20 protein-coding genes are annotated in these 22,813 nt (G+C 50.3%); 10 read left to right on the forward strand and 10 right to left on the reverse strand.

Going from position 1 to position 22,813, the window contains the following annotated elements; translation table 11 throughout:
• Window positions 1-137 precede the first annotated feature (137 nt).
• The 4 genes from ACN0T0_RS07235 (at window position 138) to ACN0T0_RS07250 (ending at window position 3,861) form a co-directional block, all read left to right on the forward strand.
• Complete coding sequence (locus ACN0T0_RS07235; RefSeq protein WP_417224616.1) at window positions 138-1,322, forward strand: aspartate aminotransferase family protein; 1,185 nt, start codon at window positions 138-140, stop codon at window positions 1,320-1,322.
• 42 nt (window positions 1,323-1,364) lie between these two features.
• A complete protein-coding gene (gene argF, locus ACN0T0_RS07240) occupies window positions 1,365-2,279 on the forward strand; it encodes an ornithine carbamoyltransferase (protein ID WP_417224617.1) in 915 nt (304 codons plus the stop codon).
• Window positions 2,280-2,428: 149 nt separating this feature from the next.
• Window positions 2,429-3,343 carry a LysR family transcriptional regulator gene (locus ACN0T0_RS07245; protein ID WP_417224619.1) on the forward strand — a complete coding sequence of 305 codons (915 nt, stop codon included), beginning with the start codon at window positions 2,429-2,431 and terminating at the stop codon, window positions 3,341-3,343.
• Window positions 3,343-3,861: a DUF6942 family protein gene (locus ACN0T0_RS07250; RefSeq protein WP_417224621.1), complete on the forward strand. Its 519-nt coding sequence runs from the start codon at window positions 3,343-3,345 to the stop codon at window positions 3,859-3,861. The genes ACN0T0_RS07245 and ACN0T0_RS07250 overlap by 1 nt, the downstream gene beginning before the upstream one ends.
• On the opposite strand, the gene ACN0T0_RS07255 is transcribed toward ACN0T0_RS07250, so the two are convergent.
• Window positions 3,858-4,238 carry a carboxymuconolactone decarboxylase family protein gene (locus tag ACN0T0_RS07255; protein ID WP_417224622.1) on the reverse strand — a complete coding sequence of 127 codons (381 nt, stop codon included), beginning with the start codon at window positions 4,236-4,238 and terminating at the stop codon, window positions 3,858-3,860. The genes ACN0T0_RS07250 and ACN0T0_RS07255 overlap by 4 nt on opposite strands.
• 388 nt (window positions 4,239-4,626) lie before the next feature.
• Between ACN0T0_RS07255 and ACN0T0_RS07260 the strand changes: the two genes are divergently transcribed.
• Window positions 4,627-5,982 carry a class II 3-deoxy-7-phosphoheptulonate synthase gene (locus ACN0T0_RS07260; protein WP_417224624.1) on the forward strand — a complete coding sequence of 452 codons (1,356 nt, stop codon included), beginning with the start codon at window positions 4,627-4,629 and terminating at the stop codon, window positions 5,980-5,982.
• 235 nt (window positions 5,983-6,217) lie between these two features.
• Complete coding sequence (locus ACN0T0_RS07265) at window positions 6,218-7,288, forward strand: DUF3549 family protein (RefSeq protein WP_417224626.1); 1,071 nt, start codon at window positions 6,218-6,220, stop codon at window positions 7,286-7,288.
• 117 nt (window positions 7,289-7,405) lie between these two features.
• Here ACN0T0_RS07265 and ACN0T0_RS07270 read toward each other — a convergent pair whose 3' ends face one another.
• The 5 genes from ACN0T0_RS07270 to purU all read right to left on the reverse strand — a co-directional run bounded on the left by ACN0T0_RS07270 (window position 7,406) and on the right by purU (window position 11,232).
• Entirely contained in the window at window positions 7,406-7,792 is a 387-nt protein-coding gene (locus ACN0T0_RS07270; protein WP_417224627.1) for a VOC family protein, read from the reverse strand.
• Between the two features lie 232 nt (window positions 7,793-8,024).
• A complete protein-coding gene (locus ACN0T0_RS07275; RefSeq protein WP_417224628.1) occupies window positions 8,025-8,828 on the reverse strand; it encodes a replication protein P in 804 nt (267 codons plus the stop codon).
• A complete protein-coding gene (locus ACN0T0_RS07280) occupies window positions 8,746-9,654 on the reverse strand; it encodes a DnaT-like ssDNA-binding domain-containing protein (protein ID WP_417224629.1) in 909 nt (302 codons plus the stop codon). The genes ACN0T0_RS07275 and ACN0T0_RS07280 overlap by 83 nt, the downstream gene beginning before the upstream one ends.
• Window positions 9,655-9,797: 143 nt before the next feature.
• Window positions 9,798-10,205, reverse strand: a complete 408-nt coding sequence (locus ACN0T0_RS07285) for a CBS domain-containing protein (RefSeq protein WP_417224631.1) — start codon at window positions 10,203-10,205, stop codon at window positions 9,798-9,800.
• 172 nt (window positions 10,206-10,377) lie between these two features.
• Window positions 10,378-11,232, reverse strand: a complete 855-nt coding sequence (purU, locus tag ACN0T0_RS07290; RefSeq protein WP_417224632.1) for a formyltetrahydrofolate deformylase — start codon at window positions 11,230-11,232, stop codon at window positions 10,378-10,380.
• Window positions 11,233-11,448: 216 nt separating this feature from the next.
• On the opposite strand from purU, the gene ACN0T0_RS07295 reads away from it, so the two are divergent.
• Genes ACN0T0_RS07295 through nfsA form a run of 4 tightly spaced genes read left to right on the forward strand, consistent with a single transcriptional unit; the run spans window position 11,449 to window position 15,198 of the window.
• Window positions 11,449-12,993 carry a thymidine phosphorylase family protein gene (locus ACN0T0_RS07295; RefSeq protein ID WP_417224634.1) on the forward strand — a complete coding sequence of 515 codons (1,545 nt, stop codon included), beginning with the start codon at window positions 11,449-11,451 and terminating at the stop codon, window positions 12,991-12,993.
• Entirely contained in the window at window positions 12,974-13,858 is an 885-nt protein-coding gene (locus ACN0T0_RS07300) for a ribose-phosphate pyrophosphokinase (RefSeq protein ID WP_417224636.1), read from the forward strand. Before ACN0T0_RS07295 ends, ACN0T0_RS07300 begins: the two co-directional genes overlap by 20 nt.
• Window positions 13,855-14,457: an alpha-ketoglutarate-dependent dioxygenase AlkB family protein gene (locus tag ACN0T0_RS07305; RefSeq protein ID WP_417224637.1), complete on the forward strand. Its 603-nt coding sequence runs from the start codon at window positions 13,855-13,857 to the stop codon at window positions 14,455-14,457. Before ACN0T0_RS07300 ends, ACN0T0_RS07305 begins: the two co-directional genes overlap by 4 nt.
• Window positions 14,458-14,460: 3 nt before the next feature.
• Window positions 14,461-15,198 carry an oxygen-insensitive NADPH nitroreductase gene (gene nfsA, locus ACN0T0_RS07310; RefSeq protein ID WP_417224639.1) on the forward strand — a complete coding sequence of 246 codons (738 nt, stop codon included), beginning with the start codon at window positions 14,461-14,463 and terminating at the stop codon, window positions 15,196-15,198.
• Between the two features lie 76 nt (window positions 15,199-15,274).
• Here nfsA and ACN0T0_RS07315 read toward each other — a convergent pair whose 3' ends face one another.
• The 4 genes from ACN0T0_RS07315 to ACN0T0_RS07330 all read right to left on the reverse strand — a co-directional run bounded on the left by ACN0T0_RS07315 (window position 15,275) and on the right by ACN0T0_RS07330 (window position 22,803).
• Window positions 15,275-18,361 (reverse strand): efflux RND transporter permease subunit, encoded by a 3,087-nt coding sequence (locus tag ACN0T0_RS07315; protein ID WP_417224641.1) that lies wholly within the window; start codon window positions 18,359-18,361, stop codon window positions 15,275-15,277.
• A 3-nt stretch (window positions 18,362-18,364) separates the two neighbouring features.
• Window positions 18,365-19,471 carry an efflux RND transporter periplasmic adaptor subunit gene (locus ACN0T0_RS07320; protein ID WP_417224642.1) on the reverse strand — a complete coding sequence of 369 codons (1,107 nt, stop codon included), beginning with the start codon at window positions 19,469-19,471 and terminating at the stop codon, window positions 18,365-18,367.
• Window positions 19,468-20,127, reverse strand: a complete 660-nt coding sequence (locus tag ACN0T0_RS07325; RefSeq protein ID WP_417224644.1) for a TetR/AcrR family transcriptional regulator — start codon at window positions 20,125-20,127, stop codon at window positions 19,468-19,470. The genes ACN0T0_RS07320 and ACN0T0_RS07325 overlap by 4 nt, the downstream gene beginning before the upstream one ends.
• 222 nt (window positions 20,128-20,349) lie before the next feature.
• Window positions 20,350-22,803, reverse strand: coding sequence for an EAL domain-containing protein (locus ACN0T0_RS07330; RefSeq protein WP_417224645.1), 2,454 nt, complete (start codon window positions 22,801-22,803; stop codon window positions 20,350-20,352).
• Window positions 22,804-22,813 lie beyond the last annotated feature (10 nt).

The following is a 22,813-nucleotide window of genomic DNA, read 5'->3' on the forward strand; positions in this document are numbered from 1 at the left end:
TCAAGTAACAGCAACTTCAGCCGCCTATCTTGCTTATTCTAAGGCAAGTAAATAGAATGGCTGGTTTTTCCGTTCGGCGGCCCGATACAAGCGAACATAGGTTTGCATTGTATAGAGGGACTAATAGAGGGACTTAAATGTCTACACAGCCCGTTATGAATACTTACACGCGCCTTTCCGTTGCATTTGATCACGGACAGGGCTGCTGGCTGTTTGATACAGATGGCAATAAATATCTGGACGCCCTCAGCGGTATTGCTGTCTGCGGCCTTGGCCATGCCCACCCAGCGGTAACAACCGCCATTTGTGAGCAGGCCAGCCAGCTGATTCATACATCCAACCTGTACACCATCACTCATCAGGAACGTCTTGCTGAACGGTTGACCCAAATTTCCGGAATGGACAACGTCTTTTTCGGCAACTCTGGTGCCGAAGCGAATGAAGCAGCGATTAAGATTGCCCGCAAATACGGTCACTCGAAAGGCATCGACACGCCAACAACGATCGTCTTTGAAGGTTCATTCCACGGCCGTACCATGGCCACTCTCAGTGCCACCGGTAATCGCTCTGCTCAAGCGGGCTTCGAACCCCTAGTGAGTGGTTTTGTACGTGCTCCATATAACGATGTTGAAGCAGTTAAAAACATTATCACCAACAATAGCAATGTGGTTGCCATTCTGGTTGAACCGATTCAAGGCGAAGGCGGCATCATCATTCCGGCCGATGATTACCTCAAACAGCTACGTGATATCTGCGACGCTAACGATCTATTACTAATGCTGGATGAAGTACAAACCGGTAATGGTCGCTCCGGGACCTACTTTGCTTACCAGCAAAAAGGCATCCTGCCTGATGTTGTCACCACCGCTAAAGGACTAGGCAATGGCGTTCCTATTGGCGCCTGTCTGGCTCGCGGTAAAGCAGCGGAAGTCTTTGTTCCGGGCAACCATGGTTCAACCTATGGTGGTAACCCACTCTGCTGCGCAGCCGCACTGGCCGTTGTAAACACGATTACCAGCGAAAAACTGGATCAACGCGCCGCTGAACTAGGCGACAAAATCGCCGCTGGCTTTCGTGAGCAACTCGGTGATGCTTCCTATGTCAAAGAAATCCGCCATCAAGGCTTACTATTAGCGATTGAGTTGACCGAAGCCGGTACGGAACTTGCCGTACTCTGTAAAGTAAAAGGGGTGCTGCTCAACGTAACCGGCGGTGGTAAAGTCGTACGCATGCTGCCACCACTCATCATGAGCGACACCGAAGCGGAACTACTGGTTAACACCGTATCCCGTATTATCAAAGTCTATATGGCTGACGAATAACTGACATTGAGCAAAAGCCTGCTTGGGCGGGCTTTCTAAATTATGACGACAAGACACTTTCTCACCCTATTGGATCTGACGCCCGAAGAACTGAATAAGCTGATTCGTCGCGCCACTGAACTAAAACAGATTCGTAACAACGGCGAAATTTACGAGCCGCTGTCCAACCAAGTGATGGCGATGATTTTTGAAAAATCATCCACCCGCACCCGGGTTTCATTTGAAGCAGGGATGGCTCAGTTAGGAGGCCACGCCCTATTCCTTTCATCACGAGATACCCAACTAGGTCGCGGTGAACCGATTGAGGACAGCGCACGCGTCATCTCCAGCATGTGTGATGTGGTGATGATTCGTACTTTTGAGCACGAAATTGTGACCAATTTTGCCGCCAACTCTCGCGTGCCTGTGATCAATGCACTGACCGATGATTACCATCCATGTCAGTTGCTAGCCGATATGCAGACATTCCTTGAACACCGAGGCGAAATTAAAGGCAAGACCGTCAGTTGGATCGGCGATGGCAACAATATGTGTCATTCATATATCAATGCCGCCCGCCAGTTCGACTTTAAACTGCAGATCGCCTGCCCTGAAGGGTTTGATCCAAATCCTGAACTGGTTGCCGCTAACAACGACCGAGTAAGTATCTTCCGCACCCCAGAAGAAGCCGTTAATGGTAGCCATCTGGTGGTGACTGACGTTTGGGCCTCAATGGGTCAAGAAGAAGAACAGAAACAACGGGAACGCGAATTCAAAGGCTTTCAGGTCACCACTGAGCTGATGGACCTGGCCGAACCCGATGCCATTTTCATGCACTGCCTACCCGCCCACCGGGGTGAAGAGGTTAGCGGTGAGATGATGGATGATCCACGTTCCGTGGTCTTTGACGAAGCAGAAAACCGTCTACATGCGCAGAAAGCGCTGCTGGAATTTTTGCTGATTAAGCCAGCCAAATAACCATCAAAGCCGGTCATACCGGCCGCTTCATCAAGCCTCTAGTATTACTAGGCTCGCCTTTGGGCGAGCCTTATCGTATTCAAAGATCCCGCATGAGTGGAATTCATACTATACTCTGACTCACACCATAAACTCTGAGGCCTGCCAGCATGATCGAACTTCGACACCTGAAAACCCTTTCTGCACTGAGGGATGCGGGCAGTCTGGTTGAAGCTGCCGAACGTATCCATCTGACACAGTCCGCACTTTCACATCAAATTAAAGACCTTGAAGACCGTTTAGATTGCTCGCTGTTTATTCGCAAAACTAAACCGATCTGTTTTACCAGCGCCGGCCAGCGTATCCTCACTCTAGCAGAAGAAGTGCTGCCGATGATTCGCAACGCCGAACGGGATATCGCCCGCTTAGCTGGCGGTGAAGCCGGGCGGCTTAATATCTGCATTGAATGCCACAGCTGCTTTGATTGGCTGATGCCCACCATCGATCATTTCCGCCAAAACTGGCCCGAAGTTGAAATGGACCTAACCACAGGCTTTAGCTTTCAGCCGTTACCGGCACTGGCGCGGGGGGATATTGATCTAGTAATCACCGCCGCCCCAGAAGAACGCAATGGTATCGCCTATATCCCACTGTTCACTTATGAATCGGTGCTGGCGATGAGCAAACAGCACCAACTGGTGGCCCGCAAAGTTATTCAACCGCAGGATTTAGAGCAGCAAACGCTCATCACCTACCCGGTCGAACAACACCGTTTGGATGTGTTTAAACATTTCCTCGACCCCGCTGGCGTCGAACCCCTAGAGGTGCGCACCTCAGAGCTCACCGTGATGATTATGCAACTGGTGGCCAGTGGTCGGGGTGTCTCTGCACTGCCTAACTGGGCCATTCATCAGTACATTGAACAGGAATACATCACCTCTCGCCCGCTCGGCGAAAAAGGGGTCTGGTGTACTCTCTATGCGGCGATTCGCGATGATCAGAAAGATGCCGACTTTATGGTCGACTTTCTAAACACCGCCAAAGAGATCACCTTCCGTAACCTAAGCGGTATTAAGTCAGCCTGATGAGTGCCGCCTTCGCCCCCCTTACCAAGCCAGACAAGATACTGTCCAGCGCTCCTCTCACGGGCCAAGCGCTCGGCAACACAGATAGTGCAACCACCCTTCTCTATCTGCCAACACCACCGTTAATCGACCCACAACAGCCGCTCGATTACGATCGGCTATGCTCCTTAAACGGCAACCATTGGCGGAAAATCCTAATCATTCTGGCCAAGCTGCAATCATCCGATACACACTGGCGCGAATACCGAGATCAACAGCTATTACAACAACACGAAGCGATCTGCTTCTCTGAGCAGCTACTCGAACACAGCCAAAACCCGCAGCGCCTACATATTGTCGCCGGCAAAGCCAACTGGCAGCGGCTTGGGTTTGATCCACAACAGTTTATCGCTCTCGACGACAACAGCCGGCTATTCCAGCGGGACAATATTATTCTTACCCCCTACCCTGATTACCGGCAGTTTCCGAATCAACTCATTGATCAACTAAAACCACTCATAAAAGCATTTAACCGCTAGCTATTCTGCCACTCATCCAATACCTCTTGCGCTGCTCGAAAGGCTTCCTGTGCCGCCGGTGCGCCACAATAGACTATTGAATGAAGCAACACCTCCTGAATCTCTTCAGGCGTACAGCCATTATTGAGTGCACCTCGCACATGTCCCTTCATTTCAGCGGGCGCTTTCAAGGCCGCTAACATCGCAATGGTCACCAGACTCCGGGTCGAACGAGGCAAGCCTTGCCGCTGCCAAGTAGACCCCCAAGCATGCTCGTTAATCCACTCCTGCAATGGCTCAGTCAAGGGGGTGGTATTGGCCTGCGCCCGGGCAACAGAGGGTTCCCCCATCACTTCGGTGCGTACTTTCAAGCCATTCTGCTTATCCTGTTCAGACATAATTTCTCACTTAATTTAGTGTTGTAGCGCATTTAGCCGATTAAATTCACCGGCGACAGGCCGTAAAAATAACCCGCGGCCCCATCAATATCAATTCTGCCAATCTACCTTTACCCCCGCCTAGACACCTCCATAACCGCACCACAACTGCTCACCAAGAGGCCATCTGAGCTCAGCTTGTCAGCAAAATGACAGCGATAGACAACACAAAACAGAGAAGAGTATTAAGTACGCTGCGGCTGATGCCCGTTTTTTCTGCCTAACAGCGGTATCGACAGGCTAAAAGCCTGTAATTTATCCGTTCAGCCCTTACCTGAAAAGGCGAACAGCGCTAAACTAAGGCCCTATAAAAGCCCCTTAAATAGTCTCCTTTCAACTCGGTATTTTTTTGATGGATAACTGGTCTCCAGAAAGCTGGAAAAGCAAACCCATTCTGCAACAGCCTGAATATCAGGACAGTGATGCGGTCAAACAGGTAGAAGCAGAACTGGCACAGATGCCACCGCTGGTATTCGCCGGTGAAGTACGTTCACTGCATCAACAACTGGGCGACGTTGCCGAAGGTAAAGCCTTTCTCCTGCAGGGCGGCGACTGTGCTGAGAGCTTTGCTGAATTCAGTGCGACCAACATCCGTAATACCTTTCAGGTGCTACTACAGATGGCGGTGGTAATGACCTTCGCCGGTAGCTGCCCTGTCGTCAAAGTAGCCCGAATTGCCGGACAATATGCTAAGCCTCGCTCTGCTGGCACCGAAACCGTTGGCGGGATTGAACTGCCAAGCTACCGCGGCGATATTATCAATGATATTGCCTTTGATGCCGCTGCACGACAACCCGATCCACAGCGACTCATCCGTGCCTATCATCAGTCGACTTCGACCCTTAACCTGATGCGCGCCTTCGCTCAGGGTGGCTTTGCCGACCTGCACAAAGTGCATCAATGGAACCTCGGCTTTGTACAAAAAAGCCCGCTGCGAGAAAAATATCAACATCTGTCCAATCAGATCGACGATACTCTGGCATTTATGCAGGCCTGCGGCATCAGTAGCAATAATGTTCCACAGCTGAAAGAAACCTCCGTTTATACCTCTCATGAGGCGCTGTTGCTCAATTATGAACAGGCACTCACCCGCCAAGACAGCCTGACTAACCGTTGGTATGACTGTTCGGCCCATATGCTCTGGATCGGCGACCGTACCCGGCAACTCGACGGCGCACATATTGAATTTCTGCGCGGCGTAGAAAACCCGATCGGTGTTAAGGTCGGCCCAAGCATGAAACCCGATGAACTGATCCAGTTGATTGACGCCCTCAACCCGAACAACTTGCCGGGCCGATTGACCCTGATTAGCCGCATGGGTGCCGACAACATCACCGAGATACTGCCGCCACTGGCACGTAAAGTTAAAGAAGAAGGCCGCAATGTAGTTTGGAGTTCTGACCCTATGCATGGCAATACCGTTAAAGCCAGCAGCGGTTACAAGACTCGCAGCGTGGGTAGTATTCTGAAAGAAGTGAAAGGTTTCTTCGAAGTACACCGCGCCGAAGGCACCTATGCCGGCGGAGTTCACTTTGAAATGACCGGTCAAAATGTTACCGAGTGTGTTGGCGGTGCTTACCAGATCACTGAAGAGGGCTTGGCCGATCGCTACCACACCCACTGCGATCCACGTTTGAATGCAGATCAGGCACTAGAACTCGCCTTCTTGATTGCTGATACCCTGAAGCAAGCACGCAAGCGTTAATCCGCTTTGCCTATTACGGCGCAATGGCCCCCCATTGCGCCGACGCCTTCCTCCGTTAAACTCTTTGTTTGCACTAATAAGCCTCCTACGCCAGAACAGTTCTGTGAACGACTGCTTTTATAAGCCCAATAGCTAACGATTGATAATCCCTATTGATAACAACCGTCGCTGTATCTGTCCTGTCCACGCTGTTAAAATAGCCGGCGTTTTCACCTTATCAGGCACAGGCAGCAGAATGGCACACTTTGAAACACTGACCGACTTTATCCGGCAAACTGAAGCACAGTTCCGCATTCTCGATATGGGCCGTTGCATTAGCAAACTATCCCCCGATAGCTTTCGCAAAGTTGAGATGGGACAGATTCCCTACCCCAGCCCTTTTCTGCATCAAGCCTGGATCGCCATATTAATGTGGAACCCTAAACGCGCCGAGGAAAATGTTGTTTGGTTTCTCAAACTACCTTTAGACGAGCAGGGCTTCTTAGTGCAAGCAGCACGGGATGACTTTCTTCATCGCTTGCTACAGAACCTCAGCAATAGCATGGGCAAGGGGCCATTAGACCAACCCACCGATGCCACTGAATATCGTGATGCACTAAAAGATAACCCTTTTAGCTTCACCCCAGACCAAGAGAAAATGGCGGCCTTTCATGCCACCGCTAAACAGATAACACGACAGCCAGCATCATCCTTTTATACCGCGGCTAAGCAATATTTTCATGGCCAAGCCGATCTGAACAGCTGGGACACCCTAGGCTATCAAGGTATTGCCGACTATGTTATCCGTCACCAAGAGGATAACAATGAACAGAAATTAGCCGAAATATTCTCACAACTGCCCGACGTTCCTCTGGAAGCGGCCTGTACCTTTATCGAGCATATCCAGCCCGGTGAGGCATTAAGCACCGCTATCCGTCAACGTCTAGCAGACAACGTCGCTGAAGCGAAAGCCTCAGCCAATCAAATTGGGGCGTTGATACGGGCTATTTCACAGACCCCCGAGTGCGAACAAAAAGTAGCCGTACTCAGCCAGGTATTGACCAGTCATTACGGCCGTGAAGCCGAAGTAATCGCGGCATTGGCGAGTCGCTGCTGGGCCAGCCTACAATATCCACAGCTGCTGCAACTGTTTTTAGCAACCCTCGCCGAGAATAACGCCGGACAAGCCTGTTTTAATCGCGTCATGGCAGATCTGATGTTTATACCGACGCTGCGAGCGCTCTCACTGCAGCAGTTCCGTTCACCGGAACGCAGCGATGCCCTGAGCCGAGCAATTGGCGGGATGTTTGGCGACGGTTTTCTCTAACAGCCGAACTAAGGCGTTGTGTTAAAAAAACTCCGTCAAAAACCAGGCATAAAAAAACCGGCATCAATGGGGAGCACATCGCTCGCCCTTTGATACCGGCTATCACTATGCGGTTATTTAACCTTCAGACATAAAATGAGCAGCGCAGATCTTATTACCGGAGGGATCACGCAAGTAGGCTAGATACAATTTTCGAGTACCGCTCACACGAACACCGGGAGGCTCTTCACAGGTCTCACCACCGGCGGCTACTCCTGCAGCATGCCAAGCATCGATCACTGCTGGTGAACTAGCAGCGAAGCCCGTCGTCGTGCCATTACCATGAAAGGCAGGTTCACCATTGATCGGTTTAGTCAGTGCAAAAATACCCGTATCACTGAAATAAAAATAACGTCCGTGGGGATCTAACACACCCGCTTCATACCCTAGTTCACCCAGAACCGCATCATAAAAAGTTTTAGACTTTTCAATATCATTGGCACCCAGCATTACATGGCTAAACATAACTAAAACCTTTTTTATTAGAGGAAGAGTAGAATGTGCTTCATTCTATTGAGTTTGTCTAGCTTGAAATCATCTGGATAAAGCAGCATAGCCCAAACAGTTAACCCCAAGCCCAATTATCTCAGTACGGCTAATAAATAAAATAGATGGATAAGACAAACGAGCACAGTGGATAACAAAAGCCCTCTGAGTCGAGGGCTAAAGATTGAGCTATAAAAAACGCTAAAAGCGACTACGACTGATAGTCATCCGGTAGCTTGACCGTCAGCCCCCAGCTTTCCGCCCGTTGCTGACTAGCCTCACGGAAGCGTTCACGCACATCCGTTCCGGCAGGCTTAGTAAGGTAGAACAACAAGGTGCTGGCTTTTTCAGGGCTGAGATTTTGCTCTTCACCCCAGCGCTGAATAAAGGCCACCAAGGTGTTATCGCTTTTATCTTCCAGCGCCACCGGCACCTCAACACTCAGGTCTTCACCGGCACGTACCCGACGGCAGATCACCTGATAGTTATAACGGAAATCAGGATAGACTCGATCTTCTGTTTCGCAGCGTAAGCGGAACCAACCGGTGGCTTTACCCGCATGATAGAGCGCTATATGGGTCCAGTCATGCTGGGTAGGATGATCCGCATAACGGCAGACCTCTTCGTAGGCTATTTTCGCTGGCGGCAAACCAAAATCACCGCTCTGCTCGTTCAGAATAGTAATAAATTCTGAAATAGTCGGCATCCACGCCAATGTCTCTTTGCAGCGATTGATCGCCGATACCAGTTCCGCCTCGCTATAACCTTGCATGCTCAGCGCCCACTCACGCTTGGCGATGCGGATCTCATCCTGAGTCTCAAAACAACTTTTAAACTTATGCCCGTAAATCGCCATAAAGCGAGCAAACAGCATATTGATTAGGGTTTTAGTGTCGTTATTGATTACCGTTGATTCAGCTGCCGCACCGGGCTCACCAATCGGTGTCCTTGATGTCCATGATGGCTGCGGTAACCCGCTTGCGCTTTTCCCGATTATCTGGGCGGGTGTTTTCATGGTTTACACCTTTATTTGCTTCGTCTGCCCGCTGTTTGCGTGCATCTCGTGTCTGTTTATTAATCCATTCCCGCTTAACCCAAGCAAGGAATTTCTGATCCCAATTAGATTCTTTACGGTCTTTATCCAGCCAATAGAGAATAAACTCATCTAGCAACTGCTCAGCAAAAGGCTCGGGGATACTGTGGCGCGGCAACATATCAAGCAGCGTCCGCGACGGTTTCCAGCCCAAAAACATGGCGTGTAGTTTTTGGTTTTTCTCTTCAATCTCATTTAATCGACTAGCAAAATCATTTTCTGGCGTGGTCTGACGGCTCGGGGTTACCTGGCGGCTTTTCGACCAACCAATGCTGCCACCAAAGGTTGGCGCTGGGCCGAGTCGGCGCGGCTGAGCCTGCTGTACTCGACGACTAATCTCATTACGCTCAGGCGGCTGCTCAACCACCGGAAGCTCCTGCACAATCACCGGCTCGGGGGCCTCAGACGGTGCGGAAAAATGGCCTGTCGCCATCGGTTCAGTCGGCTGGTCACTATCGGTCACCAACGCCAACTTAATCGCCCGTCCATGGCCAAAGGAGGCTTGCACATAACCTTGCGACACCAAGCTACTGGTGACCATCGCCAGCTTTGCTTCATCCCAAAAAGCCGCCAATGACAGCCATTCAGAACGGCTTAATACCGCCGATGGCACACCGTCTTTATCAGGTAAGCCATGCAGTTGAATATAATCGTGATAAATCGCTAAAAGGATCGCTTCATCAGAGCCTGCCGTACGTGCCAGCGAGGGGTAAAACAGTACGGGTTTTTCCGGAAAGCGGAAACTCATAATGATTCCAATAATCTAACGCAGAGAGACACCACAGAGCGATCTATTCGGCAGCGATGCGAAAGCCCACTGCCGTCAACGTTGCTCAGTCTCTCACCTAACAGCGATAGACATCTAAAACAACGGCTCTGATACCAACCGGATCAGCCATCTTGAGCGAATTGCTCAACGGCACGTAAGACATCACGGCGACTGATCTGGCCGATCAGTTTACCATTTTTTAGCACCGGCAAGCGACGTCTTTTGTTGGTAATAAACTCTTCTGCCACCGAAATAATATCGGCATCATGAGCGATGGTGAACACTTCGGGCGACATATAATCACCAACCCGGCCACCCATCTCTTCTTCATGGTAGGTCAGTGTCAGAATCGCTTTCAGACAATCAGCCTCGGACAACAGCCCCACCAACTGGCCCTCTTTATTGAGCACTGGGGCGCCGGTAATCCGGTGTTCTAACAACTGATTTATCGCCTCAAACAGATCAGTTTCGGGAGTAAAAGTAATGAGTTGTTCAGCCATGTAATCGCTGGCTTTAACAGATCGCAGCATCAAGAATCCTCCAACCGGATATCAAAATAGTCAAACAGGCCGGTGACTCCGGCGCTTATACTAAATTCATAGTAGCTCAGGAGAACACAACAAAACACTGTCCGATGTCTATCAATTAGACGATTATTGATTCTTTAGACAAAAAGATGGGCCGCAAACGACCCATTCGGTATTAATTGAAGACAACGGTTTTATTACCGTGCACCAAGACTCTATCGTCTAAGTGCCAGCGCAATCCTCGTGATAGCACGGTTTTTTCAACATCTTTACCTAAGCGCACCATCTCTTCTGGCAGGTCACGATGGCTTACCCGCACCACATCCTGATCAATGATAGGCCCGGCATCGAGTTCTTCGGTCACATAATGGCAGGTAGCACCGATCAGTTTTACACCACGCTCATGGGCTTGATGATAAGGTTTCGCTCCGGCAAAAGAAGGCAAGAAACTGTGATGTATATTGATAATCCGGTGGCGATAAATATCACATACGCTGCTTGGCAAAATTTGCATATAACGGGCCAGCACAACGGTATCGGCTTCATGCTCCACAATCAGCTGATGCACGCGATCAAAATGGGGCTGTTTATTCTCTTTATCCACCGGTACGTGGTGGTAAGGAATGCCATGCCACTCGACCATGCTACGCAGATCATCGTGATTTGAAATTACACAGGGAATCTCACAATCCAGTTCGCCTTCATGATAGCGATACAGCAAATCGGCAAGACAATGGGAGTCGCGGCTGGCCATCAATACCACTTTTTTAGGTATTGACGCGTCAGTTATTTCCCACTGCATCTGAAAGGACTGAGCAATCGGCGTAAACTGTTCGATCAATTGTTCACGGTCGAAACTTCCTCGGGAGGTAACAATTTCCACCCGCATAAAAAAACAGCCAGTAGAACTATCGGAATGCTGATTGGCGTCGGCAATCGAGCCGCCATGACTAGAGATAAAATTACTTACCATTGCTACGATACCCAGTCGATCCGGGCAAGCCAATACCAGTCTGAATCTGCGTTCCATGATGTTCCACTTTGTCTATCAGTTTTGAAGTAGGCGACATTCTATCAGCAATCGAATATCGCGCCACCTGTCTTAGCTCAGATCACTTCGATGGATCAATAAAAGTGGCAATGACATGTACACAGATGAAGAATCTCTGCTATAAACAAGACAAAAGACCACGCTAAATTGGCAGCCAGACAGCCGTCTACCGTCTGGATTGGGAGCAAAGCAACGATGATTTCCACCCCCGAACGAGCCACAACCCTACAGGCCCGCAGGTTAGGTATCGATACCCGTCAAGAACCCATCATCTATCTAAGAGCCGACAGCCCGGTATGCCGCTCGGAGGGCTTTTCTGCCCTCTCCCGGGTACTAGTACACACCGAACATTGCAAGATCATAGCGACCCTCAACATTATTACCGGCGAAATGCTGCGTCGGGGCCAAATCGGTTTTTCCGAATCCGCTTGGCTTCGGTTGCAACTCAATGCCGACGATAATGTCTGGCTCTCTCACCCGAGACCGGTGCAGTCGTTGTCCCATGTGCGGGCCAAAGTGTATGGCCACACACTCAACAAGCAACAGTTTCAAGAGATCATTAACGATATTGTTGATGGCCGTTATGCCGATGTACATATTGCCTCATTTATCACCGCCTGCGGCGATGACAAACTCAATGATCTCGAGATTACCGCGCTAACCCGGGCGATGATCGATTCCGGTAGCCGCATCGACTGGGGCCAACCCATGGTGATCGATAAACATTGTGTTGGCGGCTTACCGGGCAATCGCACCACGCCAATCGTAGTCTCGATTCTAGCAGCCAGCGGCCTGACCATGCCGAAAACCTCATCCCGGGCTATTACCTCTCCTGCGGGTACCGCTGACACTATGGAAACCATGACCGAAGTGAGTCTGTCACTCGAACAGATGAAACAGGTGGTGAAACAAGAAGGTGCCTGTCTCGCCTGGGGTGGATCAGTCCGCCTAAGCCCATCGGATGACATTTTAATTCAGGTCGAACGCGCCCTCGATATCGATAGCGAAGGGCAACTGATCGCTTCGGTGCTGTCGAAGAAAATCGCCGCCGGCGCCACCCATGTTTTAATCGATATTCCGGTCGGCCCTACCGCCAAAGTGCGCTCACAAAAAGCTGCCGATAAACTGGCCGCCTCTTTTATGAAAGTAGGTGAGCAACTGGGGATTTATATTAAAATTTTATACACCGATGGCAGCCAACCGGTAGGCAACGGTATTGGCCCGGCCCTCGAAGCAAAAGATGTGATTGCGGTGTTACAAAACGCGGCTGATGCTCCCCAAGACCTAAAGCAAAGAGCCCTCACGATGGCCGGCACTATGTTAGAAATGGCCGGGGTAGAAAAACCCGGCTGTGGCGTTGCCAAAGCTAGTACGGTGCTAGAAAGTGGTGCTGCATGGAAAAAATTTACCGCCATCTGTATGGCTCAGGGCGGTATGAAGCAACCCGGTGAAGCGCCCTACCTATTTAAACTCATGGCGGATAAACAGGGTATCGTCTCTCAAGTGGACAATCGCCGTCTGGCACAGGTCGCCAAATTAGCTGGGGCACCTGTCGACTTAACCGCAGGCTTAGAGATCCATGTCAAAGTCGGTCAGCAGGTGCATATCCATGACCCCTTGTTAACCATCCATGCGGAAAGCTCCGGCGAACTTAACTATGCCGTCGAATATCTGGAAAGCCACCCTGACATCATCAGACTAAACACCGAGGAGAGCATCATTGAAAACCATTCTGATTAACTTAGAATCCGATCCGGCACTCGCAGCCCAACTGTGCCAAGCCCTCGATGCACAGCTCGGTAAGATAGAGCTACGTCGCTTTCCCGATGATGAAAGTTACCTACGGGTGCTCACCGATTGCCAAGACCATAACATCGTAATCTTCTGCAACCTCTATCAGCCGGACAGTAAGATACTCAGGCTACTACTGCTGAGTTATACACTGCGGCAAATGGGCGCGCTAAAAGTTGGCTTGATTACCCCGTATCTGGCCTATATGCGGCAAGATAAGCAGTTTCATGCCGGTGAATGTGTCAGTTCACGGCCATTTGCCAAATTGATCTCGGACTCCCTCGACTTTATGGTTACCGTCGACCCTCATCTACACCGTTACGACTCGTTAGATGAGATCTACAGCACCCCCTCTCGAGTGGTGCATGCTGCGCCGCTCATCGCCGATTGGATTAAAACCCATATCCCTAAGCCCCTACTCATCGGTCCCGATAGCGAAAGCGAACAGTGGGTTTCTCAGGTGGCCGAGCTGGCTAACGCCCCCTTTCAGGTTCTCCATAAAATTCGCCGCGGCGACTATGACGTGGAAGTAACCCTCCCGGAGGTTGAGCGTTGGCGTCTGCATACGCCGGTGTTAGTCGATGACATCATCTCCAGCGGCCGTACCATGCTGGAAACCATCAACCATCTCGAGCACGCGGGAATGCCTCGCACCACCTGTATTGCCGTGCATGGAATCTTTGCCGCCGATGCCTATGCCGAACTGCAAGCAGTTGCTGAGGTTATCACCAGCCGCACGATCCCCCATCCCAGCAACCAGATTGAAATCGCATCAGCCATTGCGCGGGCAACCCAGGAACTGCTGCAGGCATGAGTAAAACGCGCCTGCCACAGGGAGAGCTACACTTCGAGTCAGCATTTATCGCCCCTGATGCGGCTCAACGGCTCTATCAATCGCTACTGAAAGAACTACATTGGCAGCAACCCGAAATCCGTATGTTTGGCCGCGCTGTTAGTATTCCGCGGCTGCAGTGTTTTCAAGGCGAGCCGGGCATACATTACCGTTACTCGGGCCTGTCACTACAAGCAGAACCCTGGCACCCGCTGATAGCAGCTATCAAAGGGCGCATCGAAACACTTAGCCAGCAGCCCTTTAATACCGTGCTGATTAATTATTATCGTAACGGCCAAGACAGTATGGGCTGGCATAGCGACGACGAACCCGAACTTGGCAGAAATCCGGTAATCGCCTCCTTGAGCTTAGGGCAGCCCCGCCGTTTTCTGCTGCGCCACCGTTATGATAAAAATATTGCCCGACAAGAACACTTGCTCAATAGCGGCTCTCTGCTGATAATGTCAGGTCAGTTACAACATTACTGGCATCACAGTGTGCCAAAAACCAGTCGGCAGCTGGAGGGGCGTATCAACTTAACCTTCCGGCAGACCTTCACCACCGATACCCAAATGGAATAACCGATGAACGCCGTTATCGAACTCTTAAACAGTCACCGATCAATCCGTAAATTTACCGATCAGCCTATTCCACAGGACACTTTGAATACGCTGATACAGGCCGGACAAGCGGCTGCCACGTCCAGCTTCATTCAGGCCTGCACGGTTATTCAGGTCAATGATCAGGACAAGCGCAACCAACTAGTGGAATGCTCTGGCGGTCAGGCCTATGTCGGTCAAGCTCCGGTTTTTCTGGTTTTTTGTGCCGATATGCAGCGACTGAAACTGGCTTGCGAGATGAATGATGCCGAAATCAACTCAGGCTTCACCGAGCAGTTTATTACCGCCACCGTTGATGTTGGCCTATTCGCGCAAAACGTGACCGTTGCAGCGGAATCTCTTGGTCTCGGCATCGTCTATATTGGCGGTATCCGCAACCAGATCGCCCGCGTTGCAGAGCTGCTCGACCTGCCTGAACTGGTTTATCCTGTGTTTGGCCTCTGCCTCGGTTATCCTGATCAGGATCCAGAGGTTAAACCACGCCTGCCGGTTGAAGTTGTGCTCAAACAAGATAGCTATAACGACAACGGTAATCAGGAAACCATCGCCGATTACGACAAATCAGTGCGCGAATATTACCAAACCCGCACCGGTGGCAATAAAGAGATGACGTGGAGCGAACAGATGTCCGGCATGCTCGTTAAAGAAGCACGGCCACACATGCTCGCATTCCTGAAAGAAAAAGGCTTTTTGCTGAAATAATCACGGCGTAAAAAACTTCGCTAAAGCGGCCAGTCGGTAAGTACGACTGTGCCGCTCATTAGCTCACAGCACGTGTCTATTCTCGCTTTTTAAACAGCCTTCGCTCACCTAACACCAGCAAACAAGGTGTTAAGAACAACGTCAGTATGGTAGCAAACGACAGCCCACCGGCAATCGCACTGGCGAGCTGGGTCCACCACTGGGTTGATGGCGCACCAAAACTGATATCCCGATTCAGCAGGTCGATATTCATCGACAACACCATCGGTAGCAAACCGAGCACCGTGGTGATCGCTGTCAGCATTACCGGGCGTAAACGCAAACTACCGGTTTGTAACGCCGCATCATAGGGAGACCGCCCCTGCTTACGCAGATCGTTATAACAGTCGATCAGCACGATATTATTATTCACAACAATACCGGCTAAAGCGATGATACCTACACCCACCATAACAATCCCAAATGTTTGCCCCGCCACCATCAAACCGATCAACACCCCGGCGGTAGAAAAAACGATAGCCGACAACACTAATCCCGCTTGGTATAAACTGTTGAACTGAGTAACCAGTATCAAAGCCATCAAAAACAGTGCGGTGCCAAACGCGCTGACCAAAAAGTCACCGGTCTCTTTCTGCTGTTCATCTTCACCTTTAAAGGTTAAACGCACCTGAGGGTCAAAGGTATGCTGCGCGAAACGCTTTTGCATCGCGACCACCAAATCATTAACCAGATAGCCATCTTGCGCATCCGCCTGAATAGTAATCACTCGGCGACTATCGACCCGTTTCAACATCCCCGTTTTCGGCGCGGGCTCAAGTTCAATAAAGTTAGACATTGGCACCATGCCAAAGCTGGTGCTCAGCTGCATCTGCCTCAACTGATCAATATTGCGTTTATCCTCGGGGAAACGGATCATAATATCCACCTCATCGTCAGAGGTGTCGGGACGATAATCCGTGACTTTAATACCGTTGGTGATCAAACGAACCGCCTGCCCAACGAGGGCAATGCTGGCACCATAACGACCGGCTTCCTCCCGATCAACGAGAATCCGCCACTCAATCCCCGGCAATGGTCGGTCATCTTCTGCCCCGGAAAAGCCGCCCATCTCTATCATCATCTGACGAATATCCGCGACCGTTTGATAGAGTACTTCGCTGTCATAACCACTGACCAACAGCTTAATCGGCTTACCTGAATTCGGGCCACTTTCTGCTTTGCGGGTTTCGACTTTAATACCCGGTAGGTCCGCTGTTCGCTTATGTAGCAGGGCCAGAATCTCGGCGGCTTTTGGCCGCGTGTCCCAATCATCTAACTGAAACTGAATCACCCCAATAACATCTTCAGCGGTATCATTAGAGGCTTGATTGAAGCTGCGGGCATAAATCGACTTAAGACCGGGAACATCCATCACTCGGGCTTCGACCTGCTTTAACAGTGCATCTTTTTCATAGATGGATAAATCGCCCCGCGCATGTAAGTTAATCAACACCATTTCAGGCTCAACATCGGGGAAAAACTCCACCCCTTTGCCAAACACACCATAGGCGGCATAGCTGCTGCCGAGCGCCATCAAGACCACCAGCAGCACCGTAATTGGATAGTGCAGCAGCTTAGCCATCAATCGTGTATAAGCGCGGTTCACGGGGGTTTGCGGCAGTTCGTATTCATCACTACCAATGGTGCCCGCTTGTTTACGCACACTGATGGCGCCGAGCACCGGAAGAAAAATCAATGCCATAAACAGAGATGCCGTGAGACACACCACCACCGTTGCCGGTAAGTATTTCATAAACTCACCGATCACCCCCGGCCAAAACATCAACGGCATAAATACCACCAAGGTGGTCGCCGTCCCGGCAATTACCGGCCACGCCATCCGAGATGCCGCATAACGAAAAGACTCTCGAGCACTCAGCCCCTGACTCATGCGGCGTTCGGCCAGTTCAGCAACGACAATAGCGCCATCGACCAACATACCAACCACTAAAATCAGGCTGAATAACACCACGATATTAAGCGTGAAACCGATTAGATTCAGCACCATCATACTGGCCAGAAAAGAGCCTGGAATCGCCAAGCCCACCAGCAATGAGGTGCGCAATCCCATCACCGCTAAGACCACGATCATAACCAACACAATGCCACTTAAGACATTATTCATCAGATCTCTCAGCATGGTGCGTGTCTGAGTGGATTGATCCAAAATATAGGAATACTGTAAACCCTGCGGCCAAAACTGGCTCCGCTCTGCCACAATCGCCTGCACTGATTCGATTGTTTCGATAATATTGGCGCCAACTTTTTTCTTAACTTCCAGCACCATAGCATCACCGCCACCCACGCGAGCAAAGCCTTCAGGGTCTTTATAGGTTTTACGGATAGTGGCCACATCGCCAACCGTCACAACGGTGCCAGCGTCAGACTTTATCGGCATATTGAGCATATCGTCCAAATCGGAGACCACCCCAGGCACCTTCAATACTTGCCGCCCACTGCCCGTATCAACCGCACCCGCCGCGACCAACTGGTTATTCTGAGCCACAACGTTCAGCACCGTTTCAAAGTTCAGTTGATAGCTTTCGAGTAATTGCGGCTCAATCAGGATCTCCATTAACTCTTCACGCTCGCCGCCGATATCGACTTCAAGCACCCCCGCAACCCCTTCAATTTCATCTTTCAGATCTTTAGCGACTTTAAGTTTTAGGCGCTCGGAAACGGGACCCGAAATAGCAATATTCAACACCGGAAACAGCGCGACGTTAACCTCATGAATTTGCGGTTCGTCGGCACCGGAAGGTAACTTACCCTTGGCAATATCGACTTTTTCACGCACATCCTGCAGTGCGGTGTCACTATCGAACCCGGCATCAAACTCAAGGGTAACGGATGCATGCCCTTCGGAGCCGATCGAACGCATCTCTTTAATGCCCTCGATCGATTTCAGCTCTTTCTCCATCGGCCGCACCAACAAGCGCACCGCATCATCCGGCGAAATACCTTCATAACCAATAGAGACATAAATAATGGGAATCGCCACATCGGGCTCGGCTTCTTTAGGGATGCTCTGGAACGCGGCCATCCCGCCAATAAGAAAAAACAGCAGAATAAGAATCGTGGTGCGGCTACGGTCTATCGCCGCGGCAATCAAGGCTGCAATCATCGATCAACCCTCCTGCAGCGGCGCGTCATTGGCGGATGCCGGCGCCAATTCAGTATCGCTTACCGGTTCAACCTCTTCCCCAACGGCAACAAAATCTTGCCCGATGGTGATAATGCGCACCTCATTATCTAAGCCGCTCAGCCAGAATCCCTCCGTATCGGTGCGGATAATCTCGACCGGCACGGTAACGACCCGATTATTGTCATCAACCAACTTTACTTGCAGATTACCTGCAGCATCTAATCCTAGAACCGAACCGGGTAAAAGGTGGCCGAGCGCTTCACCAGCAGGCAGTTGCAGGCTTGCCGACAAACCAATAATACGCTGGTGCGACGGATTCGGAATCTGTACTTCAACCCGGTAACTGCGGGTAACCGCATCGGCAACCGGGGCAATAAAACTTAATCTGCCGGTCATCTCCTGGCCATTACTCAGAACAACCTGAACCGTCTGGTTTTCGACCAAGCGCCCGACGCTGTGCTGCGGCACTTGAGCGGTCACTTTAACCGTGCCATCGTCAACCAACTCGCCCAGTACATCACCGACTTTCATATAGTCACCGAGTTCAACCATACGCTTATTTAGCACCCCAGCAAAAGGCGCTTCAATGCGTGTACCCTGTGACTCATAACGTGCTTTTGCCAGCTGCGCTTCGGCTGCCTGCACCGCCGCTTCATCGGCAAACAGTTTACTCTCGGATTGTAAGCCGCGGGTTTTCAACTGACGGCTGGCGGCCAAATCACTTTTGCGCTGGGCTAACACAGCCTTAGCTTCGGCCAACTGCGCGGTACGATAATCAGCCGATAATTGCATCAGCTGATCCCCGGCCTTCACACGTTGCCCCTCATCGACCATCAGTGCCGCAACACGGCCATCAACCTCTACTTTGATATCGATAGATCGATTCGCCTCGACATGCCCTTGCACCAAAACGAACTGTTGCACTCGATTCGCGCTCGAATGTTCAACTTTAACTTTCATTAGCGACTTATCTTGGTCTGATGGCGCTTGTGGCGCAGGCTCTGCCTCTTTTTGCATACCCGATGCCATCCACACAGCAATCACGATAGCAACAATAACGGCCATTAAGACTGATTTATTCATCTTCATTTCTGCTCACCGATTGGCTGACGGATAAGGGCGGCGATCATGTAATCAACCACATGGTTCATATAGGTGTTTTGTTGTTCTCTGGTCTGTATCAACGACTGATAACAACCGCTATCTTCTTGTAGCATAATCATGGCGCCTTCAAACGTCGCTTTCATACCCGCCATCATCACATCGAGTGGCATATCCGGATTAACATCGCCCTCGGCAATGCCTTGCTGGATCGCTTGGCCAAAGGCTGCGGTAAAGTGTTGCTCATTCTCTATGAGTTGCTGTTGATAAGTACCACTAAGACGTTCACGAAACGCATTCTGAATAAAGTGCACATGCATGCGTTGCTCAGCAATATTATCCCGATGATGCTCAAATGCGTATATCAGCATACGACGCACCTGTTGCACTCCGGTTAAGCTTTTATCCGCCGCTATCTGTTGAAAGTGCATCAATATGCGCTGGTAATTATCCAATAATAACCGGGCGTAAATATCATCTTTACAGCCAAAATGCTTGTAAACGGTGCCTTTACCAATCCCCGTATGCCGCGCAATTTTATCGACGCTGAGGGTTTCCCATTGTTCACCCAATAATAACGCCAGCGTCGCATCGAGAATATCCTGTTCACGGCGCGCAAACTCTCTCGCTTTACGATCATTCATACGATTTACACACCCATAAGAACTAATAGTCAGATTATGACCGATAGTCACAAAATATAATAGGCATGACATTAGGCTTTTATTGTTTATGTTTTACGGCTAAAAACAGCCCTAAACAACGAGGGAATCGAAATTAAAGATAGGAACGAAAAGGGAATATTAAAACCAAACAACGCGCTGACACTCAAAGCGATCACCGAGAAATTCTCGACCACAATACTCTTATTCCAGCGCGGCCGGCCGTGAGATGCAGTAGCCCTGTGCGAAATCGACGCCCATCTCTCTTAGATGTTCGAGTATTTCGTCGTTTTCAACAAACTCGGCAATAGTACGCTTGCCCATAACATGGCCAACTTCGTTGATCGATGCCACCATGGTGCGGCTGGTCTTGTCGTGGACGATATCTTTGACAAACATGCCATCAATTTTTAGATAATCGACCGGTAGAATTTTTAAATAGCCAAAAGAAGACATGCCACTACCAAAATCATCCAACGCGAACAGACATCCCTTCTGTTTGAGTCGCTGGATAAAGTTGAGCGCCAAGGCTAAGTTCGATACGGCCGCGGTTTCTGTTAGTTCAAAACAGAACTTACTGGCATCAATTTCGGGCGAATCAAGCTGCGCTTCGATGTAGCTAAGCAACGCATCATCCGACAACGATTTACCCGATAGATTGATATTGCACAGCACCAACGCCTTCATTTTTTCTGGATTCCGCCTAAACCAATCCATCGTGTGGCTCACAACCCAGTGATCAACCTTAGGCATCAGCCCATAGCGCTCGGCAGCGGGAATAAAGGCGCAGGGGAGCACCAAGCTACCATCGGGTTCAACCAAACGAACCAAGATTTCAATATGGTTTTCACTACAACCTCCCTGTTGCAACGGTAAAATAGTTTGCTGATATAGCACCAAGCGGTCTTCTGCGAGCGCCGCATTTACTTTACCGAGCCAGTTCATCTCACCTTGGCGACCGATCACCTGGTCATCTTTAGCGGTGTACACATGATATCGGTTTCGACCGAGCTCCTTCGCCGAATAACAGGCTTCATCTGCTTGCTCAAGCAGGCGCGCAGCATCGGCAGATGTCGAAGTGATCGCCACTATGCCAATACTCGATCCGATAGAAAAACCAATATCATTCCAAACAAACCTGAAGCGCTCGACCGATCGACGGATCGATTCCGCAATCTCGATACCGAACGACAGCGGACACTCGTTGAGCAAGATTCCGAATTCATCGCCGCCAAGCCGAGCAAAAATATCTCCTCGACGAAGCTCGTTGCCGATAAGCTGCGACAACTGCTGTAACAGCGCATCCCCAGCCGCATGACCACAGGTGTCATTCACAATTTTAAATTGATCAAGATCGATATATAACAGCGTATGCCGCTGATCCTTGTGACGCAGGTCTTCCCGATACTGAAACAGTTGTCGATCAAACTCTTTGCGGTTGATCAGATCGGTCAGACTATCGTGAGCGGCTTGATATTGCAGTTCACGGGTCATATTTCGGGATGCGGTCACATCATGGAAGACCATCACCGCACCGATAACCTCACCACTGCGGCTGCGAATAGGAGAACCGGCATTATCAATTGCGGACTCCAGCCCGTTCCTGCCAATGAGCAACGGATGGCTCTCAGACGCGACGGTCTCAGTGCCTTCTAAACAGCGACGGATAATACAGGGCAAGGCGTTACGAGTGATCTCATCAATAAGGTTAAACACCTTTTCAATCGGCTGGCCACGGGCTTCGTCGGTACGCCAGCCGGTTAATCGTTCACTGATCGGGTTGAGGTACTGCACATTGCCATCAACATCGGTCGAAATGACACCATCGCCGATGGAGTGTAGGGTAATTTCGGCAATCTCTTTGGCTTCGAATAACTCTCGCCGAGCTGACTCAAGCTCCGCTTCCCGCAGTTTCTGCATCGCCAACGCATCCGCAAGGTTATTGACCGCATTACTCAGCAGCGACAGTTCGCGTGAACAATGGATATCGATACGGCTTTTTAAATTACCTCGATTGAGGGCTAGCAGGTGTTGATGAATTTTACCGATCGGGCGAACAGCAAAGAAATGGATCAACACCAGAATAATCAGGGTTAATGTGAGTAATGACGCAATCACCCAGTAACGCATCATATTAATATGATGTATCACCTCGTTATCGAGGCGTTCGGTGCTCCAGTCAATTGACAACACTCCAAACAACTCAGACTCAAAGATTAGCTCTTTGGAGAAGCTCACGAGGTGATGCCTCACTTTGTCTGCATCACGAGAGGATGAAGCCAGCAAAACCCCCTCTTCATTCACGACTCGGATAGCATGGATGTCCGGCTGTAATCGAGCGGTTTCATTGACGATACTACGCAGCTGTGGAATATCTTCGCTAATCACTGGTTCGAGCGCCGCGGCAGTCAGCAATAGAAAGGTGTCCTCGCTGGTGCTGCGCAAGCTTGCCGAATAGTCTGCTTGAAGCTGTAGACGCATAAGCTCACCAACCGCCAATACCACCAAGATCAATGTCAGCAACAGCGACAACATAATTTTGATCCATAACGGCGGCCGTTTAAGAAAGATAGCAACTTTCTCCGACATCCCTTGAGGCAGCAACCTTTGCTGAGTGGCAACAGCTTCCTGCTGAGACTTAGCCTCTAAAAAGCCCATGCTAACAGCC

Source organism: Amphritea sp. (assembly GCF_048266285.1).
GTDB lineage: Bacteria > Pseudomonadota > Gammaproteobacteria > Pseudomonadales > Balneatricaceae > Amphritea.

Coding starts and splice junctions, on each gene's coding strand:
- ACN0T0_RS07235 (WP_417224616.1), top strand. CDS start 138: ATGTCTACACAGCCCGTTATGAATACTTACACGCGCCTTTCCGTTGCA.
- argF (WP_417224617.1), top strand. CDS start 1,365: ATGACGACAAGACACTTTCTCACCCTATTGGATCTGACGCCCGAAGAA.
- ACN0T0_RS07245 (WP_417224619.1), top strand. CDS start 2,429: ATGATCGAACTTCGACACCTGAAAACCCTTTCTGCACTGAGGGATGCG.
- ACN0T0_RS07250 (WP_417224621.1), top strand. CDS start 3,343: ATGAGTGCCGCCTTCGCCCCCCTTACCAAGCCAGACAAGATACTGTCC.
- ACN0T0_RS07255 (WP_417224622.1), bottom strand. CDS start 4,238: ATGTCTGAACAGGATAAGCAGAATGGCTTGAAAGTACGCACCGAAGTG.
- ACN0T0_RS07265 (WP_417224626.1), top strand. CDS start 6,218: ATGGCACACTTTGAAACACTGACCGACTTTATCCGGCAAACTGAAGCA.
- ACN0T0_RS07270 (WP_417224627.1), bottom strand. CDS start 7,792: ATGTTTAGCCATGTAATGCTGGGTGCCAATGATATTGAAAAGTCTAAA.
- ACN0T0_RS07275 (WP_417224628.1), bottom strand. CDS start 8,828: ATGAAAACACCCGCCCAGATAATCGGGAAAAGCGCAAGCGGGTTACCG.
- ACN0T0_RS07280 (WP_417224629.1), bottom strand. CDS start 9,654: ATGAGTTTCCGCTTTCCGGAAAAACCCGTACTGTTTTACCCCTCGCTG.
- ACN0T0_RS07285 (WP_417224631.1), bottom strand. CDS start 10,205: ATGCTGCGATCTGTTAAAGCCAGCGATTACATGGCTGAACAACTCATT.
- purU (WP_417224632.1), bottom strand. CDS start 11,232: ATGGAACGCAGATTCAGACTGGTATTGGCTTGCCCGGATCGACTGGGT.
- ACN0T0_RS07295 (WP_417224634.1), top strand. CDS start 11,449: ATGATTTCCACCCCCGAACGAGCCACAACCCTACAGGCCCGCAGGTTA.
- ACN0T0_RS07305 (WP_417224637.1), top strand. CDS start 13,855: ATGAGTAAAACGCGCCTGCCACAGGGAGAGCTACACTTCGAGTCAGCA.
- nfsA (WP_417224639.1), top strand. CDS start 14,461: ATGAACGCCGTTATCGAACTCTTAAACAGTCACCGATCAATCCGTAAA.
- ACN0T0_RS07315 (WP_417224641.1), bottom strand. CDS start 18,361: ATGATTGCAGCCTTGATTGCCGCGGCGATAGACCGTAGCCGCACCACG.
- ACN0T0_RS07320 (WP_417224642.1), bottom strand. CDS start 19,471: ATGAAGATGAATAAATCAGTCTTAATGGCCGTTATTGTTGCTATCGTG.
- ACN0T0_RS07325 (WP_417224644.1), bottom strand. CDS start 20,127: ATGAATGATCGTAAAGCGAGAGAGTTTGCGCGCCGTGAACAGGATATT.
- ACN0T0_RS07330 (WP_417224645.1), bottom strand. CDS start 22,803: ATGGGCTTTTTAGAGGCTAAGTCTCAGCAGGAAGCTGTTGCCACTCAG.